13 protein-coding genes and 1 pseudogene are annotated in these 15,276 nt (G+C 73.1%); 9 read left to right on the top strand and 5 right to left on the bottom strand.

Annotated features, from left to right (window positions below):
• Positions 1–28: 28 nt before the first annotated feature.
• From ACWGSR_RS01250 to ACWGSR_RS01235, 4 genes are all read left to right on the top strand, one after another.
• On the top strand, positions 29–979 hold the full coding sequence (locus ACWGSR_RS01250) for a carbohydrate ABC transporter permease (RefSeq protein WP_453562834.1): 951 nt from the start codon (positions 29–31) through the stop codon (positions 977–979).
• A 54-nt stretch (positions 980–1,033) separates the two neighbouring features.
• The gene (locus ACWGSR_RS01245; RefSeq protein WP_453562833.1) at positions 1,034–1,948 is read left to right on the top strand and encodes a carbohydrate ABC transporter permease; all 915 of its coding nucleotides are present in this window, start codon (positions 1,034–1,036) and stop codon (positions 1,946–1,948) included.
• 171 nt (positions 1,949–2,119) lie between these two features.
• Complete coding sequence (locus ACWGSR_RS01240) at positions 2,120–3,877, top strand: glycoside hydrolase family 43 protein (protein ID WP_453562831.1); 1,758 nt, start codon at positions 2,120–2,122, stop codon at positions 3,875–3,877.
• 92 nt (positions 3,878–3,969) lie between these two features.
• Positions 3,970–5,007, top strand: coding sequence for a LacI family DNA-binding transcriptional regulator (locus tag ACWGSR_RS01235; protein ID WP_376242972.1), 1,038 nt, complete (start codon positions 3,970–3,972; stop codon positions 5,005–5,007).
• 118 nt (positions 5,008–5,125) lie between these two features.
• Here ACWGSR_RS01235 and ACWGSR_RS01230 read toward each other — a convergent pair whose 3' ends face one another.
• Positions 5,126–5,617, bottom strand: coding sequence for a nucleotidyltransferase domain-containing protein (locus tag ACWGSR_RS01230; RefSeq protein ID WP_453562829.1), 492 nt, complete (start codon positions 5,615–5,617; stop codon positions 5,126–5,128).
• A 90-nt stretch (positions 5,618–5,707) separates the two neighbouring features.
• The gene (locus ACWGSR_RS01225) at positions 5,708–6,190 is read right to left on the bottom strand and encodes a DUF427 domain-containing protein (protein WP_376242976.1); all 483 of its coding nucleotides are present in this window, start codon (positions 6,188–6,190) and stop codon (positions 5,708–5,710) included.
• Between the two features lie 290 nt (positions 6,191–6,480).
• On the opposite strand from ACWGSR_RS01225, the gene ACWGSR_RS01220 reads away from it, so the two are divergent.
• The 5 genes from ACWGSR_RS01220 (at position 6,481) to ACWGSR_RS01200 (ending at position 13,267) form a co-directional block, all read left to right on the top strand.
• Positions 6,481–8,541, top strand: a complete 2,061-nt coding sequence (locus ACWGSR_RS01220; protein WP_453562828.1) for a cellulase family glycosylhydrolase — start codon at positions 6,481–6,483, stop codon at positions 8,539–8,541.
• 111 nt (positions 8,542–8,652) lie between these two features.
• Positions 8,653–9,846: an RICIN domain-containing protein gene (locus tag ACWGSR_RS01215; protein WP_453562827.1), complete on the top strand. Its 1,194-nt coding sequence runs from the start codon at positions 8,653–8,655 to the stop codon at positions 9,844–9,846.
• 51 nt (positions 9,847–9,897) lie between these two features.
• The gene (locus ACWGSR_RS01210) at positions 9,898–11,088 is read left to right on the top strand and encodes a GH12 family glycosyl hydrolase domain-containing protein (RefSeq protein ID WP_453562826.1); all 1,191 of its coding nucleotides are present in this window, start codon (positions 9,898–9,900) and stop codon (positions 11,086–11,088) included.
• 198 nt (positions 11,089–11,286) lie between these two features.
• Positions 11,287–12,954: a sodium:solute symporter family protein gene (locus ACWGSR_RS01205; RefSeq protein ID WP_376242984.1), complete on the top strand. Its 1,668-nt coding sequence runs from the start codon at positions 11,287–11,289 to the stop codon at positions 12,952–12,954.
• A 19-nt stretch (positions 12,955–12,973) separates the two neighbouring features.
• Complete coding sequence (locus tag ACWGSR_RS01200; protein WP_383319790.1) at positions 12,974–13,267, top strand: hypothetical protein; 294 nt, start codon at positions 12,974–12,976, stop codon at positions 13,265–13,267.
• Positions 13,268–13,329: 62 nt separating this feature from the next.
• Here ACWGSR_RS01200 and ACWGSR_RS01195 read toward each other — a convergent pair whose 3' ends face one another.
• From ACWGSR_RS01195 to ACWGSR_RS01185, 3 genes and pseudogenes are all read right to left on the bottom strand, one after another.
• A complete protein-coding gene (locus ACWGSR_RS01195; protein WP_376242988.1) occupies positions 13,330–13,539 on the bottom strand; it encodes a Trm112 family protein in 210 nt (69 codons plus the stop codon).
• A gap of 76 nt (positions 13,540–13,615) precedes the next feature.
• Positions 13,616–14,500: pseudogene (locus ACWGSR_RS01190) on the bottom strand (hypothetical protein); the annotation flags it as partial.
• Between the two features lie 5 nt (positions 14,501–14,505).
• Positions 14,506–15,246 carry a class I SAM-dependent methyltransferase gene (locus ACWGSR_RS01185; protein ID WP_453562824.1) on the bottom strand — a complete coding sequence of 247 codons (741 nt, stop codon included), beginning with the start codon at positions 15,244–15,246 and terminating at the stop codon, positions 14,506–14,508.
• Positions 15,247–15,276 lie beyond the last annotated feature (30 nt).

Raw genomic sequence — 15,276 nt, 5'->3', positions numbered from 1 at the left:
CCGCCCCTCACCCCACCCGGAGACACCCATGGCGGTCCAGACCCGCCCGCTCCCGACCGGCCGTGCGACGGCGCCGCGCCCGCGCCGACCGCGCCCGGGGCGGAACGCGGCCCCGTACCTCTTCGTCGCCCCCTTCTTCCTCGTCTTCGCCGTCTTCGGCGCGTACCCGCTGCTCCGGACCTTCTGGGTGTCGCTGCACGACTGGGACCGGCTCTCGGGGCAGGGGGAGTGGGTGGGCCTGGACAACTTCCGGCGCCTGCTCGACGACGCCGACTTCCTCACCGCCCTGTTCAACACCCTCAGCATCTTCCTGCTCTCCACCGTCCCCCAACTCCTCGCCGCCCTCGGCGTGGCCTGGCTCCTCGACCGCCACCTGCGGGCCCGCACCGTCTGGCGGGCCCTGGTCCTCGTGCCGCAGTACGTCTCCGTCGTCGCCGTCGCCCTCGTCTTCTCCCAGCTCTTCGGACGCGACTACGGCGTCGTCAACCGGCTCCTCCAGGGCGTCGGCCTCATCGACGCCCCCGTCGACTGGACCGCCGACACCTGGAGTTCGCACCTCGCCATCAGCTTCATGGTGATGTGGCGCTGGACCGGCTACAACGCTCTCATCTACCTCGCCGCCATGCAGGTCGTCCCGCGCGAGCTGTACGAGTCCGCCGCGATCGACGGCGCCTCCCGCCTCCTCACCTTCCGCAAGGTGACCCTCCCCGCCATCCGGCCGACGCTCCTCTTCACCGTCGTCATCTCGACCATCGGCGGACTCCAGCTCTTCGCCGAGCCGTTCCTCTTCGACCAGCAGGGCAACGCCGAGGGCGGCGCCGAGCACCAGTTCCAGACGCTGACCCTGATGCTCTACAAGTACGGCTTCATCAACAACGACGCCGGCTACGCGTCCGCCGTCTCCTGGGTGCTCTTCCTGGTCATCGCCCTCGTGGCGGCGCTGAACTTCCTCCTCGCCCGCCGCGCCGAGCGCCGCTGACCCGCCGCCGAGACCGACCGCCGCCCCGTCCCCCGAAGCCCGCAGAGGAACCCCATGGCCGTCTCCGCGCCCCTCCGGCCCCGCCCCGAACCCGCCGCCCCGGCGGACCGCCGCCTCTTCCGCACCGTGCCGAAACGAGGGCCCCGGCGGCTCGACTCGGCGGGCCCGGTCGCCTACCTGCTGCTCGCGGCCGTCACCGCCGCCTCCGTCTTCCCCCTCTACTGGAGCTTCGTCGTCGCCTCCCACGACGACAACTCCGTCCTCGCCGGCACCACCCCGCCGCTCGTCCCCGGCGGCCACCTGATCGAGAACGTCCGACGCGTCTTCGAGCTCTCCGCCTTCTGGCAGGCGCTCGGCAACTCCTTCCTCGTCGCCGGCACCACCGCCGTCTCCAACGTGCTGCTGTCCTCGCTCGCCGGCTTCGCCTTCGCCAAACTCCGCTTCCGGGGCCGCGACGCCCTGCTCGTCTGCGTCGTCGTGACCGTCATGGTGCCGACCCAGCTCGGCGTCATCCCGCTCTACATCCTGGTCACCGACCTCGGCATGTACGGGAAGCTCTCCGCGCTCATCGTGCCCGCCCTCGTCTCGGCCGTCGGCGTCTTCTGGATGCGCCAGGCCGTCGAGGAGAACGTCCCCGACGAACTCGTCGAAGCGGCCCGGGTCGACGGCGCGGGCCTCCTGCGCACCTACTGGCACGTCGTCGTCCCCGGCGTCCGCACCACGGCCACCGTGCTCGGCATGTTCACCTTCATGTTCGCCTGGAACGACTACTTCTGGCCGCTGATCGCACTCCCCCCGGAGAACGGCACCGTCCAGATCGCGCTCAACCAGCTCGCCGCCGGCTACTACACGGACTACACCCTCATGCTCGCCGGCGTCGTCGTCTCGGCCCTCCCCGTCCTGGTCGCCTTCACCGTCCTCGCCCGCCGGATCGTCTCCGGCGTGATGGCCGGCGCCGTCAAGGGCTGACCGGCCCCGGCACTTCGAACACCCGAGGGCCGACCGGCTCCGACACCTCGAAAGCCCGTGGGCCGACCGGCCCCGACACCCCGAAAGCCCGAAAGCCCGAGGGCCTACCGGCCCCGACACCCCGAACACCCGAGGGCCCACCGCTTCCGACTCCCCGAAAGCAGGAGAACCATGACCGCCGTGCCCACCGCACCACCCGGCCGGGACCGTACGGACCCCGCGCCGCGGCCGTCCCCCGGCGGGGGGGACGGGGCCCCTCCCGGGCCCGCCCTCGTCAACCCCGTCCTGCCCGGCTTCCACCCCGACCCGTCGATCCTGCGCGTCGGCGACGACTACTACATCGCCACCTCCACCTTCGAGTGGCTCCCCGGCGTCGCCGTGCACCACTCCCGCGACCTCGTGCACTGGCGGCCCCTCGGCGGCCTGCTCCAGGAGCCGCGCCTGCTCGACCTGGCGGGCCGGCCGGACTCCGGCGGCGTGTGGGCGCCCTGCCTCTCGTACGCCGACGGCCTCTTCCACCTCGTCTACAGCGACGTCACCAGCCTCGCCGGCGCCTTCAAGGACGTCCGCAACCGGGTGACCACGGCCCCCGACCTCGCCGGGCCCTGGTCCGACCCGGTCCCCTTCCCGTCGCACGGCTTCGACCCCTCCCTCTTCCACGACGACGGACCCGACGGCGACGGCCGGAGCTGGGCCCTGTGGATGGAGTGGGACCACCGGCCCGGCCGGCACCCCTTCGCCGGCATCCTGCTCCAGGAGTGGGACCGCGCGCGGGGCGCCGCCACCGGCCCCGTCCACCGCGTCTTCACCGGCACCGAACTCGCCCACACCGAGGGCCCGCACCTCCACCGTCGCGACGGCTGGTACTACCTGCTCACCGCCGAGGGCGGCACCTCCTGGAACCACGCCGTCACCGTCGCCCGCGCCCGCGAACTCACCGGACCGTACGAGGCCGATCCCGCAGGGCCCCTCCTCACCTCCCGGCACCACCCCGAGGCGCCGCTGCAGAAGGCGGGCCACGGCAGCCTCGTCGAGACGCCCGGCGGCGACTGGTACCTCGCCCATCTGACCGCCCGCCCCCTCACCCCGCGCGGCGCGTGCGTCCTCGGCCGCGAGACCGCCCTCCAACGCGTCGAGTGGACCGCCGACGGCTGGCCGCGCCTCGCGGGCGAGCCTCCGCTGCCGGGCGGCGACGCGCTGCCCCGCACCGTCGTACCCGTACCCGTACCCGCCCCCGTGTCCGGGCCCGCCCCCGCCCCGCTGCCGCTGTCCGCCGCCGGCCCCGGCGCCGAGGTCCGCCCGGCGCCCCCGTGGTCCACCCTCCGCCGCCACCCCGACCCCGAGTGGATCGAGCCCGTCCACGGCGGACTGCGCCTGTACGGGGGCCAGTCCCTCGGCTCCACCCACGGGCAGAGCCTCGTGGCCCGCCGCCAGCAGGCCACCGGCTTCGACTTCTCCGCCCGCCTCGACGCCCGCCCCGACTCGCCGCTCAGGATGGCGGGCCTGGTGCACTACTACAACACCACGCTCTGGCACTACCTCCACCTCACCTGGGACGACGAACTCGGCCGGGTGATCAGGCTCGGCACGTGCGCCCACGGCCGCTACACCGAGCCCGTCCCGCCCCGGCCCGTCGGCGACGGACCGCTCGAACTGAGGCTCTCCGTGCGCGGCCCCGAGGGCCGGTTCTCCTGGCGCCCGGCCGGAACGGACCCCTGGCTCCCGGTCGGCGACGCCCTCGACGTCACCCTGCTCTCCGACGAGAGCGCCACCCGGGGCGATCCGGACACCGGCCACTACACGGCGTGGGGCTTCACCGGCGCCTTCGCCGGGATGTGCGCCCAGGACCTCACCGGCGGCCGGGCCCCCGCCGAGTTCACCTGGCCCGACTACCGGGAACGGCACGACGGCGGGACCGTGCGCCCATGACGGTACGAAGGGGGCGGACCCCACCGACCGTTACCCTTCCGGAAGGCACGAGGCAGGCGTCCCACGGGGCACCCCGGAGCGGAAGGCAGGGCATGGCGGAGGAGCGGACGGACGCGCAGGGCGGCAGGGTCACCCTGCACGCGGTCGCCTCGGAGGCGGGGGTCTCCGTCTCCACGGTCTCCAAGGTCCTCAACGGCCGCGCCGACGTGTCGGCCGACACCAAGGAACGGGTCGAGGCGGTCATGGACGCCCTCGGCTACCAGCGGCGCCCCGCCCGCCGCCGGGGCAGCGTCGTCGACCTGGTGCTCAACGAACTCGACAGCCTCTGGTCCGTCGAGATCGTCCGGGGCGTGGACGAGGTCCTGCACGCGGCCGGCGCCAGCATGGTGCTCTCCGCCGTCCACGGCCGCAGCGCCGACACCCGCGAGTGGATCGACCAGCTCGCCGCCCGCCGCAGCAGCGGCGCCATCCTCGTCGTGTCGGAGCTGACCCCGCAGCAGCGCCGACGCCTCGCGGCGATGGACGTCCCCTTCGTCCTCGTCGACCCCGTCGGGCACGTCGACGCCCTCGTCCCCACCGTCGGCGCCACCAACTGGGCCGGCGCGGTCGGCGCCACCGAGCACCTCATCGAACTCGGCCACACCCGCATCGCCCATCTGGCCGGGCCCCGGCAGCTGTTGTGCAGCCGGGCCCGCGCCGACGGCTACCGGGCCACCATGGAACGGGCCGAACTCCCCGTACCGGCGGGCTTCGTCCCGCACGGCGACTTCAACGACGCCTCGGGACGGCGCGAGACGGCCCGGCTGCTCGACGCCCTGGAGGCGGCGGGGGAGGAGCCGCCCACCGCGATCTTCGCCGCCAGCGACCTCCAGGCCCTCGGCGCCTTCGAGGAGCTGCGGTCCCGGGGGCGCCGGATCCCCGAGGACGTGAGCGTCGTCGGCTTCGACGACCTGCCCGTCGCCCGCTGGACGCACCCGGCGCTCACCACCGTGCGCCAGCCGCTGTTCGACATGGCGGCGATGGCGGCGAACACCCTGCTCCGGATCATCGACGGCGAACACGTCGAGAACCTCCGCCTCGAACTCGCGACCCGGCTCGTGGTCAGGGGCAGTACGGCCCCGCCCGTCTGAACCTGCTCTGCCGGATGCCGGATGCCGGATGCCGGATGCCGGATGCCGGGCGGGGCCGGATGCCGGATGCCGGGCGGGGCCGGGCGGCGGGCGGGCGGCGGGCGGTCGGAGCGGACGGTCAGAAGTGGGTGTCGACGCCGAACCTCCGCCGCAGCAGGGCCATGTCGTGGCGGTCGCGCCCGGCCGGCTCGTACCCCTGGTGGAAGAAGGCCTGCTGCTCCGCCGACAGGCACGGCACCGTCGTCCCCCGGACGGTGCCGGTGACGAAGCACGCGGCGGGATACGCGAACGGCGCCGCCGGGTCGAACGAGGCCTGGACGGCCGAGCCGTCGGCGGCGAAGACCAGCGGGTGCAGGTCCAGTTCGCGCCCCGCGCGGTCGGCCAGGACGAACCGCACCGGGCGCACGTCCAGGGTCTCCGCGAAGCCGGCCCCGGCGAGCGCGGTCAGGACCGCGGGCTCCTGCTCCCGCCGGTGCATCAGGTCCAGATCGCGGTGCGCCCTGGTCTCCTCGCCGACCAGGGCGTCGACGCCCCACCCGCCGCCGATCCAGACGTCCACGTCCGCCCGCCGCAGCACGGCGAGGACGCCGAGCACGTCGTCCGCTGTCATCATCGGCTCGTCACGGACCGGATGGTAGCTGCGGCCGGCCGAAGTGGCCCGCGGATTTCCGGTACGGACCGGTGCGCGCCCCCGCGCCCCTCACCAGCCCCAGGTGCCCGGCCCGCCCTTGAAGGGCCCCTCGATCTCGTGCGTGATCCACCCGCCGTAGAAGTCGCCCTCCTGCGCTGTCACCGCCTCGCCGTCGACCGCGCAGCGGACCAGGGACGGGTAGAAGGCCAGGTGTCCGCGCAGAGCCTCGTACGGGCCGAGGGGCCGCTCGTAGCTCCAGGCGGCCCGGGGGACCACGTCCTCCCCGACGACGACGTCCCAGTACGACGCCGCGCCCTTCCACTCGCAGTGGGTCCGGCCCGCGCCGGGGCGCAGGAACTCCGCGCGCACGTCCCGCCGGGGCAGGTAGAAGACCGGCGGGTGGCTGGTCTCGAGGACCCGCAGGCTCGCGCGCGTGTCCGCCACGACCTCGGAACCCACCGTGACCGTCACCCGGCGGCCGTCGTCCACCACGGCCGGGGGCCGCGGGTAGTCCCACACGGACTCCTTCGGACCGGCCGGTACGTCGTTCATGGGCCCACCTTCCCGTGCTCGTCCGTCCGCTCCTCATTTCGCCCCCGGCCCGGTCCGTGGATGCGGTGACGGGCTCCCGGTCCGTACGTCCTCGGCGTGCGCTCCGGTGTGGCGCGAAATCGCCCCCGTTTCCTGCCGGTAGGAACGTCGAAAAGTCGCGCATCCGTGCACGCCGCTTCCCACACCCCCGGTTGGCATGTAACCGTCACGATATGGGAGCGCTCCCATCCCCCCACTCCCGAACGGACCCGCTCCCGCACCCGCCGACCGTCGCACGAAAGGGAACACGCGTGAACCTGTTCAGCAGACGCCGGGGCGTCGCGATCCGCGCCGTGGCCGTGGCGAGCGTGCTGGCCACGGCCCTCGCCTCCGGCGGGCTCGCGGCCCACGCCGCCGGAACGCCGTCCCCCGTACGTCCCCCCACCGCCGCCGCGGCGCCCGCCCCCGCCAAGGACTGGCTGCACACCCGGGGCAACCAGATCGTCGACGAGAACGGCGACAAGGTCTGGCTCACCGGCACCAACTGGTTCGGCTTCAACGCCACCGAGCGGGTCTTCCACGGCCTGTGGTCCGGGAACATCACCACCATCACCAAGTCGATGGCCGACCGCGGCATCAACATCGTCCGGGTGCCCGTCTCCACCCAGCTCCTCCTGGAGTGGAAGAACGGCCAGGCCGCCGTCCCCAGCGGCGTCAACACCTATGCCAACCCGGAGCTGAAGGACCTCACCACCCTCCAGGTCTTCGACCACTGGCTCGCCCTGTGCGAGCGGTACGGCATCAAGGTCCTGCTCGACGTGCACAGCGCCGAGGCCGACAACTCCGGCCACATCCACCCGGTGTGGTGGAAGGGGACCGTCACCGGCGAGCGGTTCCACTCCGCCTGGGAATGGGTGACGGCCCGCTACAAGGACAACGACACCATCGTCGCGATGGACGTCAAGAACGAACCGCACGGCAAGCAGACCGAGAGCCCGCGCGCCAAGTGGGACGGCTCCACCGACCAGGACAACTTCAAGTACGCCTGCGAGACCGCCGGCAAGCGCATCCTGGCCGTCAACCCCAAGGTCCTGGTCCTGTGCGAGGGCATCGAGATCTATCCTCGGGCGGGCAAGTCCTGGTCCTCCCGGGCCGAGACCGACTACCACTTCAACTGGTGGGGCGGGAACCTGCGCGGCGTCCGCGACCACCCGGTGAACCTCGGCGCGGGCAACTCCCAGCTCGTCTACTCCCCGCACGACTACGGGCCGCTCGTCTTCCAGCAGCCCTGGTTCCAGGGCGACTGGAACCGCACCACCCTGGAGCGCGACGTCTGGGACCCCAACTGGCTCCACCTGCACAAGGAGAACACCGCTCCGCTGCTCATCGGCGAGTGGGGCGGCTTCCTCGACAACGGCCCCAACCAGAAGTGGATGACCGCGCTGCGCGACCTCATCGCGGAGAACCGGATCCACCAGACGTTCTGGTGCCTCAACCCCAACTCCGGTGACACCGGCGGCCTGCTGCTCAACGACTGGGCCACCTGGGACGAGGCCAAGTACGCCCTGCTCAAGCCCGCCCTGTGGCAGAGCGGCGGCAAGTTCGTCGGCCTCGACCACCAGGTGAGGCTCGGCGGCGCCGGCAGCACCACCGGCATCAGCCTCACCGACCTGTACGGCGGCGGCGACCCGGGCGGCGACACCCGGGCCCCCACCGTCCCCGCCGCCCTGACCGCACCGGCGAAGACGTCCACGAGCGTGAGCCTGTCCTGGACGCCCTCGACCGACGACACCGGCGTCACCGGCTACGACGTCCACCGGGGCACCACCAGGGTCGGCACCTCCACCACCGCCTCCTACACCGACACGGGCCTGACGGCCGGCACGGCGTACACCTACACCGTCCGCGCCCGCGACGCCGCCGGCAACGTCTCCGCGGCCTCCGTCCCGCTCCAGGTCTCCACGGCGGCCGACACCGGCGGCGGCACCCTGCTGTCGCGGGGGAAGAACGCCTGGGCGTCCTCCACCGAGGCGGGCGACAACCCCGACCGGGCGGTCGACGGCAACCCCTCCACCCGGTGGGGGAGCGCCTTCCAGGACAACCAGTGGATCAACGTCGACCTCGGCGCGAGCCGCACCGTCAGCCGCGTCGTCCTCGACTGGGAGGCGGCGTACGCCCGGGGCTACCGCGTCCAGGTGTCGAACGATCCCGGATTCTCCACCTGGACCGACCTGTACGCGACCACGACCGGTGACGGGGGCACCGACACCCTCACCGTGAACGGCACCGGTCGCTACGTCCGCGTCCTGGGCCAGAGCCGCGCCACCCCGTACGGCATCTCGCTGTACGAGTTCCGCGTCTACGGCGGCTGACCGCACCACCCCCGCCCGGGCCGGGGCCGCGCCCCCCACACCGGCGGCCCCGCCCGGGCCCCTTCCCCGTCCCCGCCACCCCGTTTCCGGACGTCCGGAAAGGAAGACCTCGTGTCCCGGTCGCCCCGCACCCCCGCCGCCCTCGCCCACCCGGTCCTCGTCCTCGCCCTCGTCCTCGCACTGCTCACCGGCGGTCCCGTCCGGGCCGGAAGCCCGGACCCGGCCGGAAGACCCGTGCCCGCCGCGCACCCCCTCGCCGCCGCCGCGACCGGCACTCCGCTCGGCTCCGGCACCGGGCTCTACCCCCGGGCCGTCCGCCTCGCCGCCTCCGGCTCCGCCAACGGGCGGATCCTCGCGAGCGTCGTCTCCTTCGAAGGCGGCAACGGCGTCGGCCTCGTCCACGAGAGCACCGACAACGGCGCGAGCTTCCGCCAGGTCGGCCGGATCGCCGACCCCGAGTCCGCCGGCGGGCAGGGCCTGTGCTGCTCCACCCTCTTCGAACTCCCCCGGCAGGTAGGCACGTTGCCGCCGGGCACGCTGCTCCGGGCCTCCTCCGCCGGACAGGGCGAGGCCGACCGCCGCACGGCGCTGCGGATCTGGCGCAGCAACGACACCGGCCGCAGTTGGTCGTACCTCTCCTCCTGCGCGGTCGCCGGCACCACCGGCGGTCTGTGGGAGCCGGAGTTCTCGGTCGCCGCCGACGGCGCCCTCGTCTGCCACTACGCCGACGAGACCGACCCCGCGCACAGCCGGAAGCTCGCCGCCGCCCGCAGCCACGACGGCGTGACCTGGCGCGACCACCGCTCCACCGTCGCCTCCGCCCGGTTCGAGGACCGTCCCGGCATGCCCGTGGTGCGCCGGCTGCCGGGCGGCTCCTTCCTCATGTCGTACGAGATCTGCGGCCCCGGCGGCCCGTACCGGTGCGCGGTGTACCTGCGCTCCTCGGCCGACGGCTGGAACCGGGGCGACCCGCGCGCCCTCGGCGGCCGCCCCGAGACGGTGGACGGCCGCCACCTCCGCGCCGCGCCCACCCTCGCCTGGACCCCCTCGCCCGACGGCAGCCGGTTCCTGGAGATCGCGACCGACTGGTCGGGCCCGGACTGCCGGCCGTACGCCGCCACCGGCTCCGCCGCCGGGACCGGTGACGCGGCCGGGGTGGCCGACGGCGCCGCGTACCGCCTGGTCAACGCCAACAGCGGCCACTGCCTCGACGTGGCGGGGGACGGGCGCGAGGCCGGCGCCGACGTCCGGCAGTGGACCTGCAACGGCCTCCAGCCCCAGCTCTGGATCCTCCAGCGCCCCTGACCTCCCGGCACACCCCGGGACCCACCCGCCCCCACCCGAAAGGTGACCCGCATGCCACCCCAGGCACCGTCCCCCACCGGCCGCCGCACACCCCTGTGGGCAGCCGTGTTCGCGCTCCTCGCGACGCTCCTCGGCTCGCTCGTGACGGCCGCGCCGCCCGCCGCTGCGGCCCCCGTCCTGTGCGACCAGTACGCCTCCACGACGGTCCAGCAGGGCCGGTACGTCGTGCAGAACAACCGCTGGGGCGCCACCACCCGCCAGTGCGTCGACGTCCGCGAGCGCGGCTTCGCCGTCACGGTCGCCGAGCACGACAACCCCACGAACAACGTGCCCGCCGGCTACCCCTCGATCTACGCCGGCTGCCACTACGGCAACTGCACCACCGGCAGCGGACTGCCCCGCCGGGTCTCCGAGTCCGGCGCCGCCCGCAGCTCCGTGGCCATGACCCGGCCCGGATCCGGCGAGTGGAACGCCTCGTACGACATCTGGTTCGACCCGACGCCCCGCACCGACGGGCAGAACACCGGCGCCGAGCTGATGATCTGGCTCGACCACCGCGGCCGCCCGCAGCCCATCGGCTCCCGCGTCGCCACCGCCACCATCGAGGGCGCCACCTGGGACGTGTGGATCGGCAACATCGGCTGGAACGTCATCTCCTACGTCCGCACCGGCGGCACCGGCTCCCTGAACTTCGCGATCCGCTCCTTCACCGACGACGCGGTCTCCCGCGGCCAGATCCAGTCCTCCTGGTACATGACCAGCGTCCAGGCGGGCTTCGAGCCGTGGGTCGGCGGCGCCGGGCTCGCCGTGGACGACTTCTCCTTCACCGCCGACGGCGGCTCCACCGGTTCGCGCACCCTCGTCGGCCGCCAGAGCAGGCGCTGCCTCGACGTCGTCGACGGCAACCCCGCCAACGGCACCCCCGTCATCCTGTGGGACTGCTGGGGCGGCGCGCCGCAGCAGTGGACCTTCGCGGCCGACGGCACGGTCCGCGCGGTCGGCAAGTGCCTGGAAGTGGCGGGCGGCGCGGGCGCCACGGCCAACGGCAGCGCCGTCGGCATCCGGGACTGCTGGGGCGGCGCCAACCAGAAGTGGGTCCTGAACGCCGACGGCACCCTGCGCAACCCGAACTCGGGGCGCTGCCTGGAGGCGGCGGGCCAGAACACCGCCAACCGCACCCGCATCCAGATCTGGGACTGCTGGGGCGGCGAGAACATGAAGTGGGACCCGCGGCTCGGCTGACGTCCGTCCCGCAGCGCCCCGGCGGCCGGCCACCCGGCCGCCGGGGTTCACGCCGCTGCTCCCTACCTACGCTTTTGTCGGAAATTTCCACCATGTTCGATCACGATCAATCAAAAATGACCAAAGCTGCTGTTCACTTCTTGTCGTTTCGTGCGTAGGTTCGCGCCTGTTCCTTTCGGGCGACGAAGTGAGTACCCCATGCACCTGGCCGCGGAGCTGCGGCTCCCCACCAACTGGCTCGACTACTCGATCCTGGCGATCTACTTCGTCGTGGTCCTGGGCATCGGCTTCGCCGCCCGGGCGAGTGTGAGAACCAGCCTCGACTTCTTCCTCTCGGGCCGGTCGCTCCCGGCCTGGGTCACCGGGCTCGCGTTCGTCGCCGCCAACCTGGGAGCCACGGAGATCCTCGGCATGGCGGCGACCGGAGCCCAGTACGGCGTGGCCGTCGTCCACTGGTACTGGATCGGCGCCATCCCCGCCATGGTTTTCCTCGGCCTGGTGATGATGCCCTTCTACTACGGCTCCAAGGTCCGCTCGGTCCCCGAGTTCCTGCTCCAGCGCTTCGACCGGCCCGCGCACCTGCTGAGTTCGGTCCTCTTCGCCTTCGCCGCCATCCTCATCGCGGGCGTCAACCTCTACGCCCTGTCGATCGTCGTGGAGGCGCTCCTCGGCTGGCCGCAGTGGGTCTCCATCGTCGTGGCCGGGTTCTTCGTCCTGGCGTACATCACCGTCGGCGGCCTCTCCTCGGCGATCTACAACGAGGTCCTGCAGTTCTTCGTGATCCTCGCCGCGCTCATACCGCTCACGATCCTCGGCCTCAAGCGGGTCGGCGGCTGGGACGGCCTGACCTCCTCCCTGGAGAAGGAGCACGGCGCCGACTTCCTGTCCGCCTGGGGCGGCACCGGCATCGGCGACGCCAACCCGCTCGGCGCCAACTGGCTGACCATCGTCCTCGGCCTCGGCTTCGTCCTCTCCTTCGGCTACTGGACCACCAACTTCGCCGAGGTGCAGCGGGCCCTGTCCGCCAAGAACCTGTCGGCGGCCAGGCGCACCCCGCTCATCGCCGCGTTCCCCAAGATCTTCATCGTCTTCGTGGTGATGATCCCCGGCCTGGTCGCCGCCGTCCTGGTGCCCAGGATCGGCACCGACGGCTCCGGCCTCACCTACAACGACGCCATCCCGCTGCTGATGCAGGAGCTGCTGCCCAACGGCGTGCTCGGCATCGCCGTCACCGGCCTGCTCGCCGCCTTCATGGCGGGCATGGCCGCCAACGTGTCGTCGTTCAACACCGTCTTCACCGCCGACATCTGGGCCAAGTACGTGGTGAAGGGCCGCGAGGACGGCTACTACCTGCGCTTCGGACGCCTGGTCACCGCCCTCGGCGTCCTCGCCTCCATCGGCACCGCTTTCCTCGCCGCCAGCTTCTCCAACATCATGGGGTACCTCCAGACCCTGTTCTCCTTCTTCAACGTGCCGATGTTCGTCGTCTTCATCATCGGCATGTTCTGGAAGCGCGCCTCGGTCAAGTCCGGCTTCTGGGGCCTGATCGCGGGCACGGTGGCCGCGATGGTCAACTACTTCGTCATCTACAAGCAGGGCGTCATCGGCATCCCCACCGACCAGGGCGCCAACTTCGTCTCGGCCATCGTCGGCTTCGTCGCCGGCGCGGTGGTGATGGTCGTCGTCACGCTCTTCACCGCCCCCAAGCCCGAGGCCGAACTGGCCGGGCTCGTGTACGGGACGAGGTCGCCCGGCATGGACGAGGCGCCGTCCGACGGCGACGACGCCTGGTACCGCCGCCCCGCCCTCCTCGGCTGGGGGGCCGTCGTCCTGGCCGCCCTCTGCTACCTGCCGTACTCCTTCTGAACGCCCGGAGGCACCCACCATGTCCGAACTGCAGCGCGAAGTCTCCGAGCTGGAACGGAAGTCCGCCACGGCCGCCCGGCTCTTCGACATCCGGCGCATCATCGGCGGCCTGTTCACCCTCTACGGCGTGATCGTGACCCTCGCGGGCGTCACCGCCGACGACGCCGACCTGAAGAAGGCCGTCGGCGTCAACATCAACCTCTGGACGGGCCTGGGCATGCTCGCCCTCGGGCTCTTCTTCCTCGTCTGGCTGAAGCTCCGGCCGACGGCGCCCCCCGTCCCCGCCGACGCTTCGGACGAACCGCGCGGCTGAGCCCGGGGAGGGCCTCGCGGGCCGGGAGGGCACGGTGCACCACCGTGCCCTCCCGGCGTCGTTCAGGCCTCCGCCGGACCCGCGTACCGCTCGTGCTCCTCGGCGGAGACACGGAGGCCGGAGGACGGGAGGAGCTGCGGAATGCCGTCCACGATCGGGTAGCGCAGGCGCAGCCGGGGGTTATAGAGCACGTCCCGGCCGGCGGGCAGGGTGAGCGGGCCCTTGTCGAGGGGACAGGCCAGGATGCGCAGCAGGGTCTCGTCGGTGTCCATGGGAATCCTCGTCGTTCGCCGGGATGAAGGACCGGGTCCGGCGGTCTGCCGCACGCGGTGGTACGGCCGTGTCGCCGGCCGGGGGCGGGGGATCGTGGCGGGGCATGGCGAGCAGCACCGACAGGGCCAGCGCCGTTCCCGCCACGCGGAGGAACAGCGGCAGCGGATCGTCCGGGAGGCGCTCCCCGAAGACCGGCGTCCCCACCACCGCCGTGAACAGGGCCGTCACCGTCGTGCAGACGGGCACGATCAGGGACGCGCGGCACCGCTGGAGCGCGGTCTGCGACATGACGAGCCCGGCACCGGCGGTGAACAGCATCAGGTACGGGTAGGGCGAGCCGAGCAGGGCGCGCGCCACCCCGCCCGCCCCGTCGCCCGTGAGCCTGCCCGCCGCCCCTTTGACGGCGAGCGAGCTGACGCCGTACAGCAGCCCCACGGCCACGCCGTACCCGATGCCGGTGGTCGGCACCCGGTGGCGCCGCCGCGCCCGCCGCTCGACCTGGGCGTAGAGCGCCACTCCCGTCACGAGCGTCGGAACGGACACCAGGAGGACCAGGCCCCACGGCGCCTCCGTGCCCACGACCTCGTCCTCCTCGCGCACCGACGCCACGACCATGAGGAGCGCCACGAGCACCGCGCCGAGCGCGTGGCGCTCCCGGCCCGTGGGCCGCTCGCCGAGGACCGCGGACGACAGGAGCGGGAGCAGGACGAGGCCGGACACGAAGACGCCCTGCGCCGCGGCGATCGGCAGCGTCCGGTAGACGACCAGCTGGGCGGCGAAGCCGGCGGCGAGCGCCAGCGAACCGGCCAGCCACAGCGGGCTGGTCGCCAGCGTGACGACCACCCGCACCGGCCGCCCGGCGGAGAGCGCGGGCAGCGCGCCCAGCGCCCGCTTCTCCAGGACGAAGCCGACGCTGTAGAGGACGTTGGCGACCAGTGCCGCGCCCACACCCCACCACACGGGCGCTACCTCCGCCGGGCGTGCGCGAGGAGGATGGACGCCGCCGAGGGCACCGCGCACGCGGCGCGGTCGATCAGGCGCAGTCCGCGCGGCACGCCGTGGAACGGCGCGGCGGAGACGCGCACGTCCTCGAAACCGGACGACCGCAGGAACGAGCGGAGCGCCCGTGCCGTGAACAGGCGCAGATGGCCCACCACTTCCGTGCCGGGCCGTCCGTGGATGCCCCGGAGGCTCACCTCCGAGAACACCGGCTGCCGGCCGGCCAGCAGCAGCGCGCGGTTGTACCAGGCCGCGAGGTTGGGGGTGGAGAGCATCAGGTGGCCGCCCGGGCGCAGGACGCGCCGCAGTTCGTCCATGGCCCGGTCGGGGTCGACGAGGTGCTCGATGACCTCGCTGAACAGCACGGCGTCCGCGCACCCGTCGGCGAACGGCAGCCCGCCGCCGTCCAGTTCGCCGCGCACGACGTGGGACATCCGCGGCCCCGCGCGGCGCAGCGCGTCGTGGGACCAGTCGACCCCCACGATCCGGTGCCCGGCGAGGATCGGCCCCGCGACGGCTGCGGCGGTGCCGTCGCCGCAGCCGACGTCGAGGACGAGCGCGCCGGGCCGGTCGAGCGCGGCGGCCAGCAGACGGGCCTGCCGCCGGCTCCGGGCGTCGCCGGAGGCCACGGGGACGGCGGGGTCCTCGTAGAAGTCCCGCAGCCCCGCCGGCCCGCCGGCCCGTGGTGCTGCTCCATCGAGCTTCACTCCACCGGGCGTTCCTCCGGCGCGTGCCCT

This window comes from Streptomyces sp. NPDC055632 (assembly GCF_053618675.1).
Note: the sequence above shows the minus strand (reverse complement) of the source record. Positions and strands in the feature narration are given on the sequence as shown.

Coding starts and splice junctions, on each gene's coding strand:
- ACWGSR_RS01235 (WP_376242972.1), top strand. CDS start 3,970: ATGGCGGAGGAGCGGACGGACGCGCAGGGCGGCAGGGTCACCCTGCAC.
- ACWGSR_RS01210 (WP_453562826.1), top strand. CDS start 9,898: ATGCCACCCCAGGCACCGTCCCCCACCGGCCGCCGCACACCCCTGTGG.
- ACWGSR_RS01225 (WP_376242976.1), bottom strand. CDS start 6,190: ATGAACGACGTACCGGCCGGTCCGAAGGAGTCCGTGTGGGACTACCCG.
- ACWGSR_RS01250 (WP_453562834.1), top strand. CDS start 29: ATGGCGGTCCAGACCCGCCCGCTCCCGACCGGCCGTGCGACGGCGCCG.
- ACWGSR_RS01230 (WP_453562829.1), bottom strand. CDS start 5,617: ATGACAGCGGACGACGTGCTCGGCGTCCTCGCCGTGCTGCGGCGGGCG.
- ACWGSR_RS01205 (WP_376242984.1), top strand. CDS start 11,287: ATGCACCTGGCCGCGGAGCTGCGGCTCCCCACCAACTGGCTCGACTAC.
- ACWGSR_RS01200 (WP_383319790.1), top strand. CDS start 12,974: ATGTCCGAACTGCAGCGCGAAGTCTCCGAGCTGGAACGGAAGTCCGCC.
- ACWGSR_RS01240 (WP_453562831.1), top strand. CDS start 2,120: ATGACCGCCGTGCCCACCGCACCACCCGGCCGGGACCGTACGGACCCC.
- ACWGSR_RS01195 (WP_376242988.1), bottom strand. CDS start 13,539: ATGGACACCGACGAGACCCTGCTGCGCATCCTGGCCTGTCCCCTCGAC.
- ACWGSR_RS01245 (WP_453562833.1), top strand. CDS start 1,034: ATGGCCGTCTCCGCGCCCCTCCGGCCCCGCCCCGAACCCGCCGCCCCG.